Raw genomic sequence first — 19,484 nt, 5'->3', positions numbered from 1 at the left:
ATGAACCAATCAATTTTGCTTCAAACAGCACTGGCTTTACCAGTTCCAGATATTGAAGCTTTAATCCAAGGACGAATGATTGCAGCTATGCCTCGGATGTTTCTGAATCCGGGGCGGACATTTGCTTTGTATCCAGCTAATCTTTCGGTTGATTTGCTATCGGGCGATCGATATTATCGATCGCATTTTTTACCCGTTGCTCAAAAGGCACTTGCTCAGTTAAATTCAGATAAAGTTTCGATCAAAGCTTGGGCTAGGTGCGAATTGTGCCAAATGGTGAATGAGCCTGAATCATTAGAAGCTTTGTCGCGGTTAACAGTCTGGAAAACAGAGGCATTACAGCAAATTCTCCAGCAGCGTCCGTTTATTTTTGTAGCTTACCTGCGGGTTTATTTACTACCTCAGCCGCTGGAAATGTCTGTGCATCCCAGCGGCAATTTTGTACCTTTGCCAAAATCCCTAAATGTTACTGATTCAACGCCAGTGTTGAGCGACTCTATCTTTGCCAAACGCCGTCAAAAGCTGGAAAAACTAGAGCCGCCAGAACATCCAGAATGGGAAGAGTTGCAAAGTGCATTAGTGCATTTATCCACCACCAACCCAAAAGCCAAACAACTAGAGGCAGAAATCAAAATGTTTCTAGGTTGGTCGGAAAAATTACCAGCAGCAAAACCAGATATAGATTTAGATTGGATTAAAACGATCGCAGCTTTGGGAAATCGCAGCATAGAACTACAAGAAAAAAAAAGCAACTATCAAGCAGGGACAGATTTTGAGAATGTCACACGTCAAAGCCTTGAATTCTTAGGATTCAAGATAGAGAATGAGTACAAAGGCGGTGCTGGGGGTTTGGATTTATTTTGTTCCAAACCATATCCCTTAGTTGGTGAGTGTAAAGCGGGTAGGCTTATCCCTAGTCGAACTGCTGAGGAATTGATTAAACTAGGAGGAATGCACTTAGGTGCGGATAAAATTTTAGGATATACCAAGTTAGTGATTGGCCCTGGCAATCCTTCGGCGGATATGTTGAAATCAGCACAACAATGGAAAATTAGTATTATTAATGCCATGACTTTACAGAAGCTAGTTGAGTTAAAAGCTAAATATCCAGGTGCTGTCAACTTAGTTGAACTCAAGCCCTATCTAGAAATGGGGCGGCAAATTGACGACAGAATTAAGGATTATATTGAGAAAGTTGAAAGAGAAATTAGGCTGCGATCGCAAATCATACAAGCAGTTAAACAACTTTGCTCAGATAGCGACTTTACAACGGTTGTTGAGATTAGAGTTCAATACAATGCTACATTTGCCGCCACTGATTCTAAGCTGACAGAGGAATCAGTAAAGGATTTTACTATAGAACTTTCTTCACCGCTGACTGGTTACTTAGGGCGAATTAAAGGAGATAATGGGCAAAGCGAGCGCTTTTATTTCCTGCGCGATTTGCCGCTAGATGATTGAGATACGTCAAGGGCGATTAAGAGCGGGATAGCTTCGCTTCACGTACTTCATCCAATTTCCTACACAGCATCAGGATCTACGCCCAATTCCCGCAACCTCGCCGCCAACCTTTCAGCTTTCTGCAATTGAGCTTGTTCGGCTTTAATTAACCCTTCCACCAATGGCGGATCTAAAATTTCATTGACTGATAATCTCAGATTGGGAAATACTACAGATACCATTTCCTCACCCGGCAAGTAATCTACCTGTGTATAAACGTCATCACCTTCTGGAAATGCCATAACTCGCACCCGCTGTCTGTTTTGTGTCGGATCAACAATCACATATTCCGGCACGTTAGCCTGTTCGTATTCTGTTCGTTTAAGTACATAATCTGCTCGCCGATCTTGGCTCACTACTTCTACTACAAATAAAGGTGTTTCGCTCAAGTCTAAGATGCCAGAACCGGGTCTGGCAAGAGCTTGTTGCCACAAACTTTCTGTGCAAACAACTACATCGGGAATGCGGGATGTAGCATCTTCTGTTCTGACTCCCACAGAAGTTTTTACGACTAAATCCAGATTATGTTCAGCTAGGTAACGCTGCAATTTGTAAACCCAAAATTCGCAGATGCTTGTATGTAATGCGCTAGCCGTTGCCATCGGTATTAATTTGCCTTTGTACAATTCATATTTTACATCGTCATTGCTTTGATAAACTCTGTACTCTTCAAAAGTTAATGTCGGCGAAGTATCGAGCTGTTTTTCTTCGACTGCTGGCACAATAGATTGAGACATATATTTTTACCTATCTCGATAGTTCTCTATTCTACTAAATTTTGATTTTAACACTCAACGCATTGAGTATGAAAAGATCGATCGCCCTTATTGACAATCAAGCAATTTGATCCGGTTAAATATTTGGTTCAGTTCACCATTTGGGCGATCGCCTCAACAAGGCTGTAGCTGCCTCACTGTCGAGAGGTTTAGAGAAAAAGTACCCTTGACCGTACTCGCAGCCGATCGCCCGCATTTGAGCCAATTGGACGGCGGTTTCGACACCTTCTGCGACTACCTCCATCCCCAAACTGCGGGCCAGCATGACGATCGCCCGCACGATTTCCAAATTTTCACCCTTTTCTCCGATGCGACTGACAAAAGAGCGATCGACCTTCAAAATATTAATCGGGAACTTGTGCAAATAACTCAGAGACGAATAGCCAGTGCCGAAATCATCAATACACAGCCCGATACCCAAATCTCTCAACTGCGAAAGCATCGCCGCCGCCGCTTCCCCATCTTCCATCACCACACTCTCAGTAATCTCCAACTTCAAACAGCGAGTGTCAACACCCGTTTCCTGCAAAACTTGTTTAATTTGCTGGATGGATTCCGGTTCCGCAAACTGCCTCCCGGAAAGATTTACTGCTACAGTCAGCCGCGAGTTTCCCACAGGTAAATTCAAACTTTGCCACTGAATAATTTGGCGACAGCTTTCGTTCAAAACCCACAAACCCAAAGGCATAATTAACCCTGTTTCCTCCGCCATCGCAATAAATTCCATAGGGGAAACTAAACCCCGTTCCGGGTGCAGCCAGCGCACCAAAGACTCAAATCCGATAACAGAGCCAGTTTTCAAACAAACGATCGGCTGATAATAAACAGTAAAAGGACATTCCAATTTTAAAGTAGGCAATTGCGGCTTCGGACGCTCCAATCTGCGATCAATTTCACTCATCGGCGAGTTTTCCGCCGCCGTCCCACAGGCAAAATCCACTATCGAATATTTCAAATTTAGTTCTTCAACCGACTCCCGTAAATCGTGTTCCAAGTGCATCAAAGCTACAGCCTGAGTGTGCATCGCACTGGTAAAAACTTCGTAGCGAGCTTTACCGAGAGCTTTGGCGCGGTACATTGCAATATCAGCATCGCGCAAAATATCTCCCGGCCACTGATATTTGTCGGTACTCAAAGCAATGCCGATGCTAGCAGTAATTAAAACTTTATTACCTTCCAAATAAAGCGGTCGTTCGATCGTTTTGAGAATTGCCTTTGCTTGGGCGATCGCCTCATCAACACCTTTAATTTCCTCAAGCAAAATCACAAACTCATCTCCCCCCAGACGAGCCACCGTATCCCCTGGGCGCAAACAAGTCAAGAGACGGCGAGCCACAGCCACCAACAGGCGATCGCCCGTGCGGTGTCCCTGACTGTCATTAATCACCTTAAACCTGTCCAAATCCAGAAACAGCACCGCAAACTGCTCACTCGGATGCCGTTGGGCACGGGCAAAAGCTTGCCCCAACCTGTCAGTCAACAAAGCACGGTTCGGCAACTCTGTCAGCGCATCGTGCAAAGCATCGTGCAACAGTTGTTCTTCAGCCATCTTGCGCTCAGTCACGTCGTGACAGTTGACCACAATTCCCCGCACCGAAGGTTCGTTGAGCAAATTCGTCGCCACCGCTTCCAACACGCACCAGGAACCGTCCTTGTGCTGTACTCGGTATTCCGCCATTCCCAGGCTAACTTTCGGCATTTGCATGACACCTTTGAAAACTTGATCCACTATCAGCAATTCGTCAGGGTGAATCAAGTCAAAGATAGACCGGCCGAGGATTTCCGCCGTCGGGTAGCCCAAAATCCGCTCTAGGGAAGGAGAGACATAGCGGCAAAAGCCTTTCTCGTCGAGAATCACAATAATGTCTCTAGCATTTTCAATCAACGATCGAAAGCGCTTCTCGCTTTGTCGCAGCTCTTGTTCCGTGCGCTTCTGGTCGGTAATATCGGTATTCATGTAAATCAGACCGACAATTTTCCCTGTGCGGTCTTTAATAGCATCGGCCCGCAGCAAAACTTGCAAAGTTTGACCGCTTTTAGTGCAGTTAGTAATTTCACCAAACCAAGAATAACCTTGGGCGATCGTGTCGAGTACCTCCCTGGCGACTGCGGGGTCAGCAAAAACCGCCGATATACCTCCGGCTAGTCTAAATTCCTCTGGGGTGTCCCATTCAAATAGCTGAGAAAACGCTTGATTTTGATAGATGTGAGTGCCGTTCGCATCGCTGATGCCGATCGCGTCACTCGAACTTTCCACCGCCTTGCGAGTCAGCACCAGAGCTTCTTCTGCCAGCTTGCGCTCGGTAATGTCTATCCCTACCAGACAAGCTGCTTTGCCCCGATCGTACTTTTGAGCCACAATCAAATAGTATCCCTCCGACTCTCCCCCGTCGGTTTGTAGCTTAACGTTGAGTTCTTTAACCGCTTCCGTAGCGTCGCCAGCAAAAAACTCCACCACAAAACAGTTAAAATCCGAGCTAGCGCCCAGAAAACCAATATCTTGACCAACAAAAGCCGACGGCGGCAAACCATGCAGTTTGGCTAAGTGCTGGTTAACCCCCAAATAGCGCAAATCCGAGCTAATCCAAGATACTGTTCCCGGAACTGCTTCCAAAATCGTTTGCAGTTGGTCGTTAGCTTGCTGCAATGCTTGCTGCACTTCACATATGGGTTCCGCCAAGTCAGATTGAACTCCTACGAAGTGAGTCAAATTAGCGTTGTCGTCTCGCACGGGAGATAGCGATAATTTGCTCCAAAAAGGAGTGCCGTCTTTGCGGTAATTTTTAATTGGTGTCTGGATTTCTCGACCTTGGCGCAAGGCCTCGCGGATTTTAGCTACGGTAGTTCGATCGGTATCCGGGCCTTGCAAAAATCGGCAATTGCGCCCCAAGATTTCACTGGCGCAGTAACCCGTCATCCGTTCAAAGGCCGGATTGCAATAAATTATGGGACAATCTGGTGCATTAGCGTCAGCAATGACAATGCCACTGCTAGTAGCTGCCAAAGCTCGATCGCTTAGCCACAGTGCTTCTGATGCAGTATGGCGATCGTCGGCACTCCCCACTTCACCTAAATTAGAAATTGACTGGTTCTCCCGATCTCCCATCAGCCGAACTTTCAAGCAAACCTTTACAATTTCCGAGTTGCTTCTTACTTTAACGTTTTTCAGGACTCGCGCAACGTAAATTGTATCTCCGCATTTTAGTAAGCGAGATTTCACCTTAGTGGTTAGTTGTATTTTCTACCCTTGCTGTTCGGCATTTAAAAAAGCACATCTTCACTTCCGCAGTGAAAAACCCTCTATTCTTCTCCCCCTGAGACTCTCTCCCCCTCTCCCCTTCTCCCCGCGCCCTGGCAATCACGATCTGCAGCAGCTTATCAGAGAGATGGGTTTAAAACCCCGTCCTTATAGGACGGTTTTGCAAGCAAAAGAATAAGTTTTAAAGCCCTTTGGTTAAAAAATACAACAAATTAAGTCAATAAAATATTTCGATATATACTGATATTACCTCAAAAAAGGAGGAGTTAAACTTGTTAACAAACTATGTCTACAAGTTGCACCCCAATCAAACACAAGACTCAAAAATGTCCAATTGGGTGGATATGTTACGCAGTCACTTTAACTGGTGTCTTAATGACAGAATCACTCAATACAGTCAACAATTCATTCAAGGCAACTATTGCGATATCCGAACGCAAAGTGAAGCTTGTCCATTGACCAGTTGTGTCAGTAAAAATGGTGCTACTGGAGAACCTTGGAAAATAGGTAAAACAGACAAAGAGGGTAAAGTTAAAAACCCTCGACGCAACCCAGGCGACATTCAAATTACCGCATTGCCAGAATTAAAAGCAGCTAGGCCCTGGTTTGCCGGGATAGACTCGACAGTTTTACAGCAAAACGTCAAACGACTGGACACTGCCTATAAGAATTTTTTCGACGGGCGTGGCTTTCCTAAATTCAAAAACCGCAGTAACTTTACTTCCTTTACGTTCATGATGGGAGTAAAAATACAAGGCAGTAAAATCTACTTACCAAAGTTAGGTTGGATGCGTTTTTACAACTCGCGCCCAATTCCGAACGGATTTACCGTTAAAGCGTGTACGGTAAGGAAGCGACAAAATGGCTGGTATGTCTCCGTTCGCATTGAGGATAAGTCTATCCCCGACTACACGACAAAACATCTTAAGGATGTTGTCAAAGTAATTGGCTGTGATATGGGACTTACAAAATTAGTTCATCTTTCAGATGGAACTCAAATTGAAAATCCCAAATTTTCAACCACAAAAAAAGCTAAGCGCACTCTAAAAATTAGACAGAGACGAGTTAGCCGAAAAGCCAACGGTAGCAAAAACCGCAAGAAAGCAGCTAAAAAACTAGGACTTTTCCACCAGAAAATTAGCGACAGGCGTCAAGCTTACCATTGGAAGGTTGCCAATAAAATAGTTTCTCACAACGTTGACGCGATTGCTCTGGAAGATTTGAATATTTCCGGGATGATGCGCCGATGTCGAGTAAAGGCTGACGAAAAAACAGGTAGATTCCTGAAAAATGGGCAATCAAGAAAGAAAGGTTTAAACCGTTCTATCTCTGACGCGGGTTGGGCTGAATTAATTCTAAAGATCGAGTATCTGGCTGCAAAGCAAGGAAAGGTCGTAATCAAAATTAATCCCAAATACTCCAGCCAAGAATGTCGGAAATGCGGTCATATCGACAAGTCTAATCGAGATGGCGAAAAGTTCATTTGCACTGAATGTGGATATCATGAACACGCCGATATGGGTGCAGCAAAAACTATTTGTGATCGGGCTTTGAAATTGGTACGCGGGGGCTCCGCGAAACCGGGCGTTCGCGCCTAAACGCCCAGAAGATATCCTCACGCTCAATTGAGCAAACGTGAGGAGTCTGGGAACTCTAGAAATAGGGAAATTGAGGTAGAAATTCTTCAAGAATCCTCGCGCCTTCAGGCCGAGGAGTGTCAATTAGCAGGAGTTGCAGCTTGAGAAGTCGGCGGCGCAATATTAATTAATGGCAAAGTTCCGCCTCCTCCCATTACTGTCGGAAACTGGCCGTTCCATTTTTCAATTGCTTGCTGCTGCAAAATTTCGGCTGTTAATGTTTGCCGCTGCAAGCGTTGAGCTTCAGCTTTACCTTTAGCACGGTTAATTTCAGCTTGAGCATCTTGGGTGGCTTTTTGAACTGTAAATTCTGCTTGTTTAGCTTCTTGTTCGGCTATTTGTTTGGATTCAATGGCTTTGCTAAATTCTGGAGAAAAGCCAAAATTTATTAACGAAACATCTCTGACGATGACGCCGTAAGGTTCCAAACGTTTTTTGAGGCTGTTGTCGATTTCTGTTTTGAGTTCGGTGCGCTTAGTGATAATTTCTTCTGCGGTCTTTTTAGAAGTTGCTGCTTTGAGAACTTCCGAAATTGCCGGACTCAGAATGCTGGTCACAATTTGTTCTTCGTCTCCAACTTGTTGAAAAACTTGATTAACTTTGGCGGGGTCAACATTCCAGTTGACTGCCAAATCTGTAGTAATGCTTTGCAAATCTTTGGATGCTGCATCGGCTTTCAAATCTGTTTTTTGTACCCGCACGCTGATAGTTTTGACAGAAGTGACGATCGGTAAAATCGGGTGGATGCCTTCATCTAAAATCACGTCTTGAACTTTCCCGAAGCGCATCATGACGCCCCGTTCTCCTGCGCCGACGAGGGCAAAAGGTCTTAAAATTAAGGCGGCGATGATGAAGACGATGCCACCGACTAAGTAGAGAGCTAGGTTGTACTGAACACTTTGCACGGTTTTCATATGTTGATTCACCTATGTTGTATTACTTGATGTTAGTTTTATATTCGATATTATCTAAGATTATAACTTCATGTTAAGGGTGCAACAACTCATAAATTCATTGATTTTTTTTCACAAAAGTCATATATTTACTAGGGTGTGGGAACCTCTTAGCTCTATGAGCGGGGATGAACAATGGCACTTGTATAGCAATCCTTGCAGGAGTCGTAAATTTTTACCCCACCCCAACCCTCCCTGCGGGTTCGGGGAGGGAGTAAGAAATTCACCAATGATTTAGGATTGCTATAGCTGGGTGAGATTATTGATGAATAAATGTTTCAATTATCTTGACAAAGTGGATTTTTTTAGATAGAGCAGAAGTAGATAGATAGCTCGATCGCTCTTTGACAAGCGATAAAATGGCGATCGGAGAAAGAAAGCTTTTTAGAGAGTGAAAAAACCCGAATTGAACAGCTAATTTTTGGGTAAATTTTAATGGTAAATGGCAGGTGCGTGCCGCAAAAACCTTTGCGGGTTGCTGCAAGCCACGAAAGATAGAATTTCCCTCTGCGACGTACAGACTTTATATGTAGAATAAGCCGACCCCCGCCTTGCTCAACCCTCCTGAGTAGAAAAAAAACTCCTTGGGCAAGTTAGGAATTTATAGCGAAAAACGATAAAAATCAGAGTTTAAAAATGCCCGAAAATAAGTTAAGCTTAGATGAGAACGGTTGAAGAAAAATCAAAATGTTGCAGCGACACCCTTGGCCGCAGACAGTTGAAGAGGCGATCGCCATTCAAGAACAGCTTCGGTCAGAGGTAATTACCGCCAATCAACTGGACACAGTTCGGTACGTCGCGGGTGTAGATGTCGGCTACGACAGTGCAAACGACGTATCGCGGGCCGCTGTAACAGTTCTGAGCTTTCCAGACTTGCAATTGCAGCAGCAAGCTGTGGTTCGCAGTCCTACAACTTTTCCTTATATTCCCGGTTTCCTGTCTTTTCGAGAAGTGCCTGCAGTTCTCGAAGCTTTAGAAAATATCAGTTTGAGGCCAGACTTGATATTGTGCGACGGTCAAGGACTAGCCCATCCCCGCAGATTCGGTCTTGCCTGCCATTTGGGGGTGTTAACCGGGATTCCCACGATCGGAGTTGCCAAAAATCGATTTATTGGAGAACATTCAGAAGTCGGACTCGACCGGGGCAGTTGGCAACCCTTGCTGCTAGAGGGATCAACGATAGGCGCAGCGCTAAGGACGCAAACAGGGGTAAAGCCGATGTATGTTTCGATAGGTCATAAGGTAAACTTGATAAGTGCGATCGAGTACGTGCTGCGCTGCGCCCCAAAATATCGCTTACCAGAAACAACTCGATCGGCAGACCAACTAACATAGGGATCAGTGGCAAGCGCGGAATGCCTCAAAAAAAAGTAAAAAGACCAAAAAAGCATCCGTCTTTGGACTTTTAATTTTTGAGGGGGCGCGGTTAAGTCGAAAAATCCTCTGAGTCTACTGCCAATCAGCTTTCGGTTCCATCCTTCCAGCGAACTAAAGAATGACTATACCTGAGAAAGAGGTATAAAAGTTGGGGGGTTTATAGAATGATTGAAAGACAGTAACCAGCTTAAAAAATTGGCGGCTCTAACTATAGTGCCCGGGCGTGAACTATTTTTAGTTCACATTTGTAAGTTATGAAATATTCATTCTGCGAGTTAAACCAAAAGCTTAGATTCGTCTGATGAGGTTTCATAATTTACCGTCGGATATCTCACCACTGACTGGGAGTAACCACGACAGTGGGAGGCGAAGGCGCGATCGAGCTAAAAAATCAGAAAAAAACAAGGAGACAGTCATGGCTGAGAAAAGCAAACGCGGATTCGCTTCTATGGATGCAGAAAAACAGCGCGCAATTGCTAGCAAAGGCGGAAAAGCTGCACACGAGAAAGGAACTGCACACGAATTCACCTCTGAAGAAGCCAGACAAGCTGGTCAAAAAGGTGGCGAAGCTGTCAGCAGAAATCGTGAACATATGGCTCAAATTGGTCGCGAAGGCGGTCGGAAAAGCCGCAAGAGCGAAGCTTAAGTCTCTCAAGGCTGGCCTTGTAATGAAAGATTGCACAGTTGCAGCGTGAGAGATAGCACTAGGACAGTAAACGTTTGAGGATGTGGGGCGATCGAAGTTACCGAGGTAGTTCGATCGCCCCACATCCAAAAATTGTTACTAGCGCACCAAAGCTTCGCAAAGGTGAAAACCCCCCAGGAATTAGTTTTTAGCAATCGCTGGCAAATCTTGAACAGCAATTTTTTAACGAAGCTGCACTGCGGTCAATAATTTTGCTGGCAACAAAAGCTGATAAGCGCCATTAAGTCTCTCAAAAAAAGCCAATAGGAGCACTAAAAGCCCCGAAGTCAGGGCTTTTTTGTATAGGTGCACATAATATTTTTAGAAGTGCGATCGAGTCTGTGTCAATAATTCTGATTAAGTTTTTTGTTGAGAAATTCCGTCCTCAAAATAAATCAGTTAATATTTTTTTATATTTTTGAGCCAACCGATACAATCATGACAAACCAGCTCACTTTAGCATGGACAGAAGCTGGGGTGCGTCAAACTCAGACAATTGAAAACGGACAGCCGAGCAAAAATCCGGGAACCGTGAGGCTAGGGCGCGATCCGGCGAAGTGCGATATAGTATTTTCGCATCCCAGCGTATCGGGGCTGCACGTTGAAATATTTTTTAATCAGGAATTGCAGGAGTATGCAGTGCGGAATTTGCGCGAAAGCAATCCGCCCCTGGTAGATGGAAAAATTCTCGCCCAAGGCGAAGCAAAATTGAAATCGGGAAGTCACATCCATTTAGGCCAAGTGCAAATCGAGGTGGTGAATGTCACGGAGGTGCAGGTAGCCGCGCCCCAGACAGTTTTGCTGGGGCCTCCCGCACCTGGTAACTTTCAGCCGACGGGGTCTTCAAAATATGGTTTGCAGTGTCCCAAGTGCAGCCGAATTTCGCCTTACGCACAGTTGAATGCGGGGTGTCCGTGGTGCGGTACTTCTTTGGCGGCGGCGGCGAGTGTGGTTATCTCTCCGTGAAAGTTGGAAAAACAGAGATGTTGCACCATTCTCAACAACGGGCAAGATGCCCGTTCCACAAAGAGTGAATTTTCTTGTGGAACAGGCCGGAAAGCCTGTTCATAAAAGGCTAATTGACAATGGTGCAAGATTTAAGAAAAAGGGAAAATCACGGTATCCGCTAAACACTCTCAACTTCAAAAATCTTTTTTTGCAGAAAGCTCAAAGCCGACGGCTGATGTTTAAAAAATAATCATGAATTCTCAACCCTTGCGCCTGCGACTGACTTGGACAGATACAGCTACGGGGGATTGTCGATCCCCCATACTCGACTTACCCATCGCTTTGGGACGAATTTTTGAAGCTATGCCCGCCACTATCAACGGGAAACGAGTTTCTCGAATTGCCCTCAGCAGCAGTCAAGTTTCTCGCTTTCATGCAGTGATTGGCAGCGAAGGTAACAGTATTTTACTTACTGACACGGGTAGCCGCAACGGTACTTTTGTTAACGGCATTCGCCAAACCCGTTGCGTGCTGGCAAACGGGGATATGCTGCAAGTTGGGCCCTACGCGATCGGCATTTCTTTTGCTGTTAATTCCCCAGAAACGCCGTCTGTCAATTCTCACATTTTCTTTAATCCGCAGACCAATGGGCCAGACCCGGCATTGGGCCAGCAAATAATGTTGCAGCTTCCTCAAACAGCTAGTAGGGGAGAATTTCCGCCGATCGCATTTTTGCACGCTTCTCAAGTGTCAATGCGATCGCTCGAATCTATGGGACTCCCTGTGGCAGAAGTTGATTGGGCGGCCATTGGCGGCGGTTTGGGCAGCTTTATTTGGGTGGATTTGCTCAGAATTTGCGGCGTAAAAATCGATCGAATTGCAGTTTTGGGCATGGAAAACCAGCCTTACGCCCGCTATCTGCGTCTGTGCCTGAATTCTCAAATTCCGCTGCGGGAACGCCTACGATCGAATTCTGACTCTTGTCCAGACAACATTTGGGGGTGGCCTCCCTATGCTTTGCGGGAAGCTTGGCAGGAATTGCTTAAAGGGCGTTTAGGGATGTCGTTGAAGTTGATGTGGCAGGTGTTTGCTGAACCGACTTTTGCCGAAACTTATACGCCTCGCGCGGTGAATGTGTTTGATTCTATTGACAGGGAAGTCGATCGAATTGGGTGGAATCAGATGTTTCGCTACGGTAGAGTGCGGGGAATTCGCAAAACAGATGACGGCAGGTACGCGATCGCTTATTCTCGATCGAATGCGGATCACCGCGACCACGCTTTTTTAATCGCCAAATACGTACACTTAGCCACCGGCTATCCCGCCATTCAATTTCTGCCAGACTTGCAGGCTTATCGCGAAAAAACCCAGGATTTTGAGTCGGTTATCAACGCTTACGAAAAGCACGACGGCGTTTACGAAAAATTGGAGGCCAGCGGCGGCAGCGTGTTAATTAGAGGCCGGGGAATTGTGGCTTCGCGCGTTGTGCAGCGAATTTACGAAGCGCGACAGCGGAACGGCAACATTCAAGTATTGCATTTGATGCGATCGCCCAAACCTCAAGGTAACAAATTTAAACTCGCTGAGCGCAGCGTCGAAAATCACTACGAATTTCAACCTTTCAACTGGCCGAAAGCTTGCTGGGGCGGGGAACTCCGCGTACTTTTGGAACAAGCCGCCCCGGAATTGCGGCCGCAGTTGCTCACCGACTGGGGCGGAACTACCACAGCCCAGCGCAGCGACTGGCGGCGGATTGTCAAAGAAGGTTTAAGTCAAGGATGGTATCAAATTACCTTCGGTGAAGTCGAGCGAGTCGAGCGCGACAGTCAAAACCGCACGGTGACGTACATTCAGGAGAAGGAACTTAAAGGGCAAATTAAGTTAGAAGCTGATTTTATTATTGATGCTACGGGTTTGGACGCTAAGGTAAAAACCAGTCCCTTGTTAAACGATTTGGTAGATCAATATAATCTTCCCCTCAACGGTTTGGGCAGGCTGAGTGTTAACAACGATTTTGAAGTGCCCGAATTGCGGAATTCTTCTGCTAGCAACGGAGAAGGCCGGGTATACGCAGCCGGCGCGATTACTTTGGGAGGGCCTTACGCGCCCGTAGACAGTTTTCTGGGCTTGCAATACGCCGCCTTGCGATCGGTTGAAAGTCTGGCCGCCAACCGAGCGGCTGGTGTGCGGAAATTGAGCGTTTGGCGATCGTTTGTGCAGTGGTGGAAGTGGATGTTAAATAAATCTCCCGGCTAATTTTAAGGAGGAAGTTAGGCAACCAGCAATGTAGGGGATTTAATAGACTTAAACAAGCTTTGCTTTCAGTCTAAAATCTAAAATATCAATTCAAAATCGAACAATTTGACCATGTAATCTAAAATCTAAAATCTAAAATCTAAAATCGCATGACTCCCACTTTATTCGGTCGCTGGCAAACTCGGTTATTGCTATTTGCAACCGTAGGCGTTTTAGTAACGCTGCCCTTTTTTCTGGGTTTAATTACCGCCCAATCAGGCTCAATCTTTTTCTGGATTTTAGGGTATGTAGCGATTTTGGGCATCGGCTGGGATGCTTTATATATCTACATCCAGCAGTTCCGCTGGGATCGAGATTGGCCCGGCGCGTTTCAATTACTCGCTGGAATTTGGGAAGCACTGTTTGTGTTATTTTTAATCAACATTATCGGTTTGCCGGGGATACCTGCACAAAATTTTGACTTGGGAGCTTTTGCTTTGCATTATAGTTTAGTATGGCTAGCTATTTATCTGGCATCCCAAACACTGATGCGGATTTTGTTTCCCCACTGGCGTTTCCGAGGCGGGCAATGGTTGTAATAATACCTGTAGCGGCGGGTTTTACCAACAAGAATCGCCTCAAACCAATAATCTCATAAACCCGCTCCGGCGATTCTACCAATTCCCAATTCCCAATTTCCCATGCCCCATTCCCCATGCCCCATTCCCAATTCCCCATGCCCCATTCCCAATTCCCCATCCCCTGTATTTTCTCTTTTTTTTCAGGTTCAGGCTTCCTTGATTTGGGCTTTGAGTCGATCGGCTTTAATGTAGCGTATGTCAATGAAATTTTCCCACCTTTCATGCAAGCATACCGCTATTCTCGGCAGTGCATGAATTTGCCACTACCAGAATACGGATATTGCGAAGGAGAGGAAGCAGATGTAACTCGACTTGTAGGGGGAGAACCAGCTTTTCGGCTGCGGGAATTAATGCAGGATGCCCGCAAGCATCACGATATTGTGGGATTTATCGCGGGGCCGCCTTGTCCTGACTTTTCTATTGGTGGCAAAAATCGGGGTGGGGAAGGAGATAAAGGTCAACTTTCAGCTTCATACATTGAATTGATTTGTCAGCAGCAGCCAGATTTCTTTTTATTTGAAAATGTCAAAGGTTTGTGGAGGACCAAAAAACATAAAGCTTTTTACGACGCACTCAAAAATCAGTTGGCTGATTTGGGATACGTTTTTGCCGAACGTTTAATTAATGCGATAGAATACGGTGTCCCGCAAGATAGGGAGAGAATTATTTTGATTGGGATTAGAAAAAACCTTGTCAAAAATCTGGGCATTTCCCTAGAAGAAAAAAGCCAAATGTTATCCGAAAGTTTATTTCCTTGGGAAAGTCAGATATTATATCCCAAATCAGAAGTTTTTTCTCATCCTTGGCCTGAGAGAAATGCCTTTGCAGCCGATAACTTCTTGCCTTGTCCTGATGACCTGCCCCAAAATTTAACGGTAGAATTTTGGTTCCAAAAAAATGACGTTCTCAACCATCCCAATGCCCAACATTATTTTCAACCAAAAGCTGGCATTAAGCGATTTGCTTCCGTTGATGAAGGAGATGATTCAAAAAAATCTTTCAAGCGATTACACCGATGGCGTTATTCGCCCACAGCTTGTTACGGCAATAACGAAGTTCACTTGCACCCTTACAAACTTCGCCGACTTTCTGTTGCAGAAACACTGGCTATTCAGTCACTGCCCAAAGATTTTGCACTGCCGGCAAAGATGACGTTGACTAATATGTTTAAAACTGTTGGCAATGGGGTTCCTTATTTGGCTGCACAAGGTATTGCCAAAACAATTTTACAGTTTTTATCTCACTAAAAAAACAGAATAGCCAGATACCCGAATTCGCAGATTTTGTCGGTCTCTAAAACTATTTGTAGCGATAAAGGGCGCATTGCACACACTATAATTATTAAAATCCCCAATTACCAGACGTATGTCGTTTAACACAGAAGTGTTATAATAAAGTGTTAAGGTTGAAAACCTATATTTTTTATTTGCCTGCAATTCGCCATGACCGTTAAACCCCGCCGCTATCACATCACTACTTTCGGATGCCAGATGAATAAAGCCGACTCGGAACGGATGGCCGGCATTCTGGAAAATATGGGCTTTGAGTTCTCGGAAGACCCGAACGAAGCTAGCTTGATTCTCTACAATACTTGCACGATTCGCGACAATGCCGAACAAAGAGTTTATTCTAACCTCGGAAGGCAAGCTCATCGCAAGCGCCAAGAACCGGGTTTAACTTTAATTGTAGCTGGATGCGTGGCGCAGCAGGAAGGTGAAGCGCTGCTGCGGAGAGTACCGGAATTAGACTTAGTAATGGGGCCACAACACGCTAACCGACTTGAAGATTTGCTGGAACAAGTTTTTGAGGGCAATCAAGTGGTGGCGACTGAAGCTGTTGAAATTATGGAGGATATTACTAAGCCGCGCCGCGACAGCAAGGTGACTGCTTGGGTGAATGTAATTTACGGCTGCAATGAACGCTGCACTTATTGTGTTGTGCCGAATGTTCGGGGGGTTGAACAGTCGCGAATGCCGGAGGCAATTCGCGCTGAGATGGAAGATTTGGGCCGTCAAGGTTACAAGGAAGTAACTTTGTTGGGGCAGAATATTGATGCTTACGGACGCGATTTACCGGGAACAAAACCGGACGGCAGCAACCAGCATACTTTGACGGATTTGCTTTATTTTGTGCAGGATGTGCCGGGGGTCGATCGCCTCAGATTTGCTACTAGCCACCCGCGCTATTTTACGGAAAGATTGATTAAGGCTTGTGCGGAGTTACCCCAGGTTTGCGAACATTTTCACATTCCTTTTCAGTCGGGAGATAATGATATTTTGAAGGCGATGTCGCGTGGTTATACTCAGGAAAAATACTGCCGGATCATTGATACAATTCGCCGTTATATGCCGGATGCTTCGATTACGGCGGATGCGATTGTCGGTTTTCCTGGGGAGACGGAAGCGCAGTTTGAGAAGACTTTGAAGTTGATCGAAGATGTTGGTTTCGATTTGGTGAATACTGCGGCTTATTCGCCTCGCCCTGGGACGCCGGCGGCTTTGTGGGAAAATCAGTTGAGTGAGGATGTGAAAGCCGATCGCCTGCAACGAATCAATCATGTAGTCACAACAACGGCGATGGAACGATCGCAGCGCTATTTCGGACGCACTGAAGAGGTTTTGGTGGAAGTCCAGAATCTCAAAGATCCAACTCAGGTGATGGGGCGCACTCGCGGCAATCGTCTCACATTTTTTAAGGGCGATATTGCAGAATTGGCGGGTAAAATTGTGCGGGTTAAAATTACAGATATTCGCGCTTTTAGTTTGACGGGGGAAATGCTTTAAATAGCACCGGAATGAGATAGGGGACGGCTTACTGGTGAACTTTTCTAAGAAGATGTAATTTTTTTTACTGCAGAGAGCGCAGAAGACACAGAGGAAGAGTGGAAGGGAGGAGATAAGTAGTCTTAAAGCGGTTCGTATGTGCCTTAGTTGCGCTCTCTGCGTGTATATTTGTCGAAAAGTCCTAGGAGTAGTGAAAAATGACAACGATGCGGATCGGGCTATTGTTCGGGGGGCGATCGGGCGAACACGAAGTCTCAATTAGTTCGGCGCGGGCGATCGCCCGTGCCCTCGCTGCTGACGAAAATGCCTCTAAATACGAAGTTCTGCCCTTTTACATCCAAAAAAACGGCCGCTGGCTGTCGGGAACATTACCTCAAGAAGTCTTAGCCACCGGAAAACCTCTGGAAATAGAAGAACAAACAGCACAAAACGACTCTCCCGCTGGACAGTTTCCTAATTTTAATGCTGTAGACGTTTGGTTCCCTGTTTTGCACGGGCCAAACGGTGAAGATGGTACGGTGCAAGGATTGCTGAAATTATTGCAAGTTCCTTTTGTCGGTTCCGGCGTTTTAGGTTCGGCGCTGGGAATGGATAAAATTGCGATGAAAATGGCTTTTGCTCAAGCTGGTTTGCCACAGGTAAAATACATCGCTGTCAACCGTTCCGAAATCTGGTCTAACCCTTGCGTTTTCCCCAAACTCTGTGACAAAATTGAAGCAGATTTGGGCTATCCTTGCTTTGTCAAACCTGCGAATTTGGGATCGTCTGTGGGAATTTCTAAAGCTCGATCGCGCGCTGAGTTAGAAGCAGCACTCGACAGCGCCGCCAGCTACGATAGGCGGATAATTGTCGAAGCGGGTGTGGTTGCTAGAGAATTAGAATGTGCAGTTTTAGGTAACGATAATCCCAAAGCTTCAACGGTGGGAGAAATCACTTTTCAAAGCGATTTCTACGACTACGAAACAAAATATACCCAGGGACAAGCCGACTGTTCAATCCCGGCAAAAGTCAGCGGTGCGATCGTCTCGCAAATCCAAGAAATGGCAGTGCAAGCATTTTTGGCTATAGACGCAGCAGGTTTAGCGCGAGTAGACTTTTTCTACATTGAATCAACCGGAGAAGTTTTGATTAACGAAATTAACACTTTTCCCGGCTTTACAGCTACCAGTATGTATCCGCAAATGTGGGCAGCCGACGGCATTTCTTTTCCGGAATTAGTAGACCGTTTAATCCAATTAGCTATTGAACGGCACGGGGAAAAAGGTTGAATCGCGCCCTGCCAACTGCTGCCTTGCCAACAGCAAAAAATATTTTTTTCGCAGGTGATATATCCATATCAGCGGAAACGATATAACATGGTTGTGGCAGGCAGTGCCTGCCAGCAACCCAATTTCCGCTGCGGGTCGAGCAACTGGGAATTTTCAGCAGTCGGGTATAAATAAATGCACTATAAAATGGTTAACGGAGAACGGCAAATAGCAGTGTCCATCTCGCATCTTGCATCTCAAATTTTAACTCGGTTAACTTAGATGAGACGTTTCACTCAACTGCCGCAGTGGTGGACTTACGGACTGGTATTTCCCCTAGCGGTACTCAACTGCTGGTTAGCCCTCCTAGTCTTTGAATATTTTCGCGCCCTGATTACAGTTTTGGTAGTCGCTACAGTGCTGTCTTTTTTGCTAGATTATCCAGTGCGCTTTCTGCACAGATACGGCTTGAAGCGCGATCGAGCAGTTTTGTCGGTATTGTTTTTGACTTTACTGCTATTGGTGGTTTTAGGTATCACTCTGGCCCCGATTCTGCTCAACCAAATCACTGAACTCGCCACCCGACTGCCGACTTGGATAGTTTCTGGCACCGAACAGATTGAAGCATTCCACAATTGGGCGGAAAATCGCAATCTCCGCATTGATGTTAGCGGTTTGACAACCCAATTGAGCGATCGACTCTCATTTCAATTGCAGTCTCTCACTGGCGAAATTCTCAGATTTGGTTTGGGTGCTGCAGACAGTCTGTTGAATTTCCTCCTCACAATAGTCGTGACATTCTACTTGCTCTTGCACGGCGATCGCGTATGGGAAGGATTGTTTAAATGGTTTCCTTCCAAGCTGAGCCTTCAATTGCGAGAGTTGCTGGCGCGAAGCTTCCACAACTACTTCGTCGGGCAAGCAACTTTGGCGGGTTTAATGGGACTGTCTATCACTGTTGCTTTTTTAATTATGCGAGTTCCCTTCGGACTTCTGTTCGGTTTGGGTGTGGGTGTCATGACTATGATTCCCTTCGGTGCACCTTTCAGTATTTGCATTGTCAGTTTGCTGATCACATTAAACAACTTTTGGCTGGGCGTCACAGTTTTAGCTGTCGCTACAGTAATTGAGCAAATAATTGAAAGCGGGGTTGCTCCTCGGTTATTAGGCGGTTTTATCGGTCTCAATCCTGTGTGGATTTTAGTGGCACTGCTGGTGGGGGTTAAGGTGGCAGGAGTAGCAGGTTTGTTAGTTGCTGTGCCGATGGCTGGTTTTATTAAGAATACTGTTGATGTTTTGGAAAGTTCGAGGAACAAGTCGAGGGAAATCGATTCGGTTAGTTCCATTGAACCTATGGAGCAATAAAGTTCCTCCATAGGTTCCAATTTTAGATTTGAAGAGAGTTTTTGCAAGCAATTTTGACTGAGGTTTAGTTGGTACTTT

14 protein-coding genes are annotated in these 19,484 nt (G+C 45.6%); 11 read left to right on the top strand and 3 right to left on the bottom strand.

The genetic code is table 11. The features are described from left to right. A complete protein-coding gene (locus tag QUA03_RS11250; RefSeq protein WP_333212078.1) occupies positions 1-1,461 on the top strand; it encodes a DUF1802 family protein in 1,461 nt (486 codons plus the stop codon). Positions 1,462-1,520: 59 nt separating this feature from the next. On the opposite strand, the gene QUA03_RS11245 is transcribed toward QUA03_RS11250, so the two are convergent. Both QUA03_RS11245 and QUA03_RS11240 read right to left on the bottom strand, forming a co-directional pair. Continuing rightward, positions 1,521-2,237 (bottom strand): Uma2 family endonuclease, encoded by a 717-nt coding sequence (locus QUA03_RS11245; protein WP_333212076.1) that lies wholly within the window; start codon positions 2,235-2,237, stop codon positions 1,521-1,523. Between the two features lie 133 nt (positions 2,238-2,370). After that, positions 2,371-5,382, bottom strand: coding sequence for an EAL domain-containing protein (locus QUA03_RS11240; RefSeq protein ID WP_333212117.1), 3,012 nt, complete (start codon positions 5,380-5,382; stop codon positions 2,371-2,373). 425 nt (positions 5,383-5,807) lie between these two features. Here QUA03_RS11240 and QUA03_RS11235 point away from each other — a divergent pair, with 425 nt between their 5' ends. Continuing rightward, complete coding sequence (locus QUA03_RS11235; protein ID WP_333212074.1) at positions 5,808-7,133, top strand: transposase; 1,326 nt, start codon at positions 5,808-5,810, stop codon at positions 7,131-7,133. Positions 7,134-7,252: 119 nt separating this feature from the next. Here QUA03_RS11235 and QUA03_RS11230 read toward each other — a convergent pair whose 3' ends face one another. Next, on the bottom strand, positions 7,253-8,086 hold the full coding sequence (locus tag QUA03_RS11230) for a prohibitin family protein (protein WP_333212072.1): 834 nt from the start codon (positions 8,084-8,086) through the stop codon (positions 7,253-7,255). A gap of 726 nt (positions 8,087-8,812) precedes the next feature. On the opposite strand from QUA03_RS11230, the gene nfi reads away from it, so the two are divergent. The 9 genes from nfi (at position 8,813) to QUA03_RS11185 (ending at position 19,406) form a co-directional block, all read left to right on the top strand. Next, positions 8,813-9,460: a deoxyribonuclease V gene (gene nfi / locus QUA03_RS11225; RefSeq protein WP_333212070.1), complete on the top strand. Its 648-nt coding sequence runs from the start codon at positions 8,813-8,815 to the stop codon at positions 9,458-9,460. Between the two features lie 457 nt (positions 9,461-9,917). After that, complete coding sequence (locus QUA03_RS11220) at positions 9,918-10,148, top strand: KGG domain-containing protein (RefSeq protein ID WP_333083789.1); 231 nt, start codon at positions 9,918-9,920, stop codon at positions 10,146-10,148. Positions 10,149-10,625: 477 nt separating this feature from the next. Beyond that, positions 10,626-11,153, top strand: coding sequence for an FHA domain-containing protein (locus tag QUA03_RS11215; RefSeq protein ID WP_333212069.1), 528 nt, complete (start codon positions 10,626-10,628; stop codon positions 11,151-11,153). A gap of 234 nt (positions 11,154-11,387) precedes the next feature. Then, positions 11,388-13,391 carry an FHA domain-containing protein gene (locus QUA03_RS11210; protein ID WP_333212067.1) on the top strand — a complete coding sequence of 668 codons (2,004 nt, stop codon included), beginning with the start codon at positions 11,388-11,390 and terminating at the stop codon, positions 13,389-13,391. A gap of 149 nt (positions 13,392-13,540) precedes the next feature. After that, positions 13,541-13,969, top strand: a complete 429-nt coding sequence (locus QUA03_RS11205) for a hypothetical protein (RefSeq protein ID WP_333212066.1) — start codon at positions 13,541-13,543, stop codon at positions 13,967-13,969. Positions 13,970-14,106: 137 nt separating this feature from the next. After that, positions 14,107-15,258: a DNA cytosine methyltransferase gene (locus QUA03_RS11200; RefSeq protein ID WP_333212065.1), complete on the top strand. Its 1,152-nt coding sequence runs from the start codon at positions 14,107-14,109 to the stop codon at positions 15,256-15,258. Positions 15,259-15,453: 195 nt separating this feature from the next. Then, positions 15,454-16,794 carry a tRNA (N6-isopentenyl adenosine(37)-C2)-methylthiotransferase MiaB gene (gene miaB / locus QUA03_RS11195; protein WP_333212062.1) on the top strand — a complete coding sequence of 447 codons (1,341 nt, stop codon included), beginning with the start codon at positions 15,454-15,456 and terminating at the stop codon, positions 16,792-16,794. 197 nt (positions 16,795-16,991) lie between these two features. Continuing rightward, complete coding sequence (locus QUA03_RS11190; protein ID WP_333212060.1) at positions 16,992-18,062, top strand: D-alanine--D-alanine ligase family protein; 1,071 nt, start codon at positions 16,992-16,994, stop codon at positions 18,060-18,062. A 261-nt stretch (positions 18,063-18,323) separates the two neighbouring features. Next, on the top strand, positions 18,324-19,406 hold the full coding sequence (locus QUA03_RS11185; RefSeq protein WP_333212058.1) for an AI-2E family transporter: 1,083 nt from the start codon (positions 18,324-18,326) through the stop codon (positions 19,404-19,406). The last annotated feature ends 78 nt before the right edge of the window (positions 19,407-19,484 follow it).

The organism is Microcoleus sp. S36b_A4, assembly GCF_036700645.1.
Classification (GTDB): Bacteria; Cyanobacteriota; Cyanobacteriia; order Cyanobacteriales; family Microcoleaceae; genus Microcoleus.
This window is presented reverse-complemented; position numbering and strand designations above follow the sequence as displayed.

Excerpts from the sequence above, each read along its gene's own strand:
- QUA03_RS11250 (WP_333212078.1), top strand. The coding sequence starts at position 1 with ATGAACCAATCAATTTTGCTTCAAACAGCACTGGCTTTACCAGTTCCA.
- QUA03_RS11245 (WP_333212076.1), bottom strand. The coding sequence starts at position 2,237 with ATGTCTCAATCTATTGTGCCAGCAGTCGAAGAAAAACAGCTCGATACT.
- QUA03_RS11240 (WP_333212117.1), bottom strand. The coding sequence starts at position 5,382 with ATGGGAGATCGGGAGAACCAGTCAATTTCTAATTTAGGTGAAGTGGGG.
- QUA03_RS11230 (WP_333212072.1), bottom strand. The coding sequence starts at position 8,086 with ATGAAAACCGTGCAAAGTGTTCAGTACAACCTAGCTCTCTACTTAGTC.
- nfi (WP_333212070.1), top strand. The coding sequence starts at position 8,813 with ATGTTGCAGCGACACCCTTGGCCGCAGACAGTTGAAGAGGCGATCGCC.
- QUA03_RS11220 (WP_333083789.1), top strand. The coding sequence starts at position 9,918 with ATGGCTGAGAAAAGCAAACGCGGATTCGCTTCTATGGATGCAGAAAAA.
- QUA03_RS11215 (WP_333212069.1), top strand. The coding sequence starts at position 10,626 with ATGACAAACCAGCTCACTTTAGCATGGACAGAAGCTGGGGTGCGTCAA.
- QUA03_RS11210 (WP_333212067.1), top strand. The coding sequence starts at position 11,388 with ATGAATTCTCAACCCTTGCGCCTGCGACTGACTTGGACAGATACAGCT.
- QUA03_RS11205 (WP_333212066.1), top strand. The coding sequence starts at position 13,541 with ATGACTCCCACTTTATTCGGTCGCTGGCAAACTCGGTTATTGCTATTT.
- QUA03_RS11200 (WP_333212065.1), top strand. The coding sequence starts at position 14,107 with ATGCCCCATTCCCAATTCCCCATCCCCTGTATTTTCTCTTTTTTTTCA.
- miaB (WP_333212062.1), top strand. The coding sequence starts at position 15,454 with ATGACCGTTAAACCCCGCCGCTATCACATCACTACTTTCGGATGCCAG.
- QUA03_RS11190 (WP_333212060.1), top strand. The coding sequence starts at position 16,992 with ATGACAACGATGCGGATCGGGCTATTGTTCGGGGGGCGATCGGGCGAA.
- QUA03_RS11185 (WP_333212058.1), top strand. The coding sequence starts at position 18,324 with ATGAGACGTTTCACTCAACTGCCGCAGTGGTGGACTTACGGACTGGTA.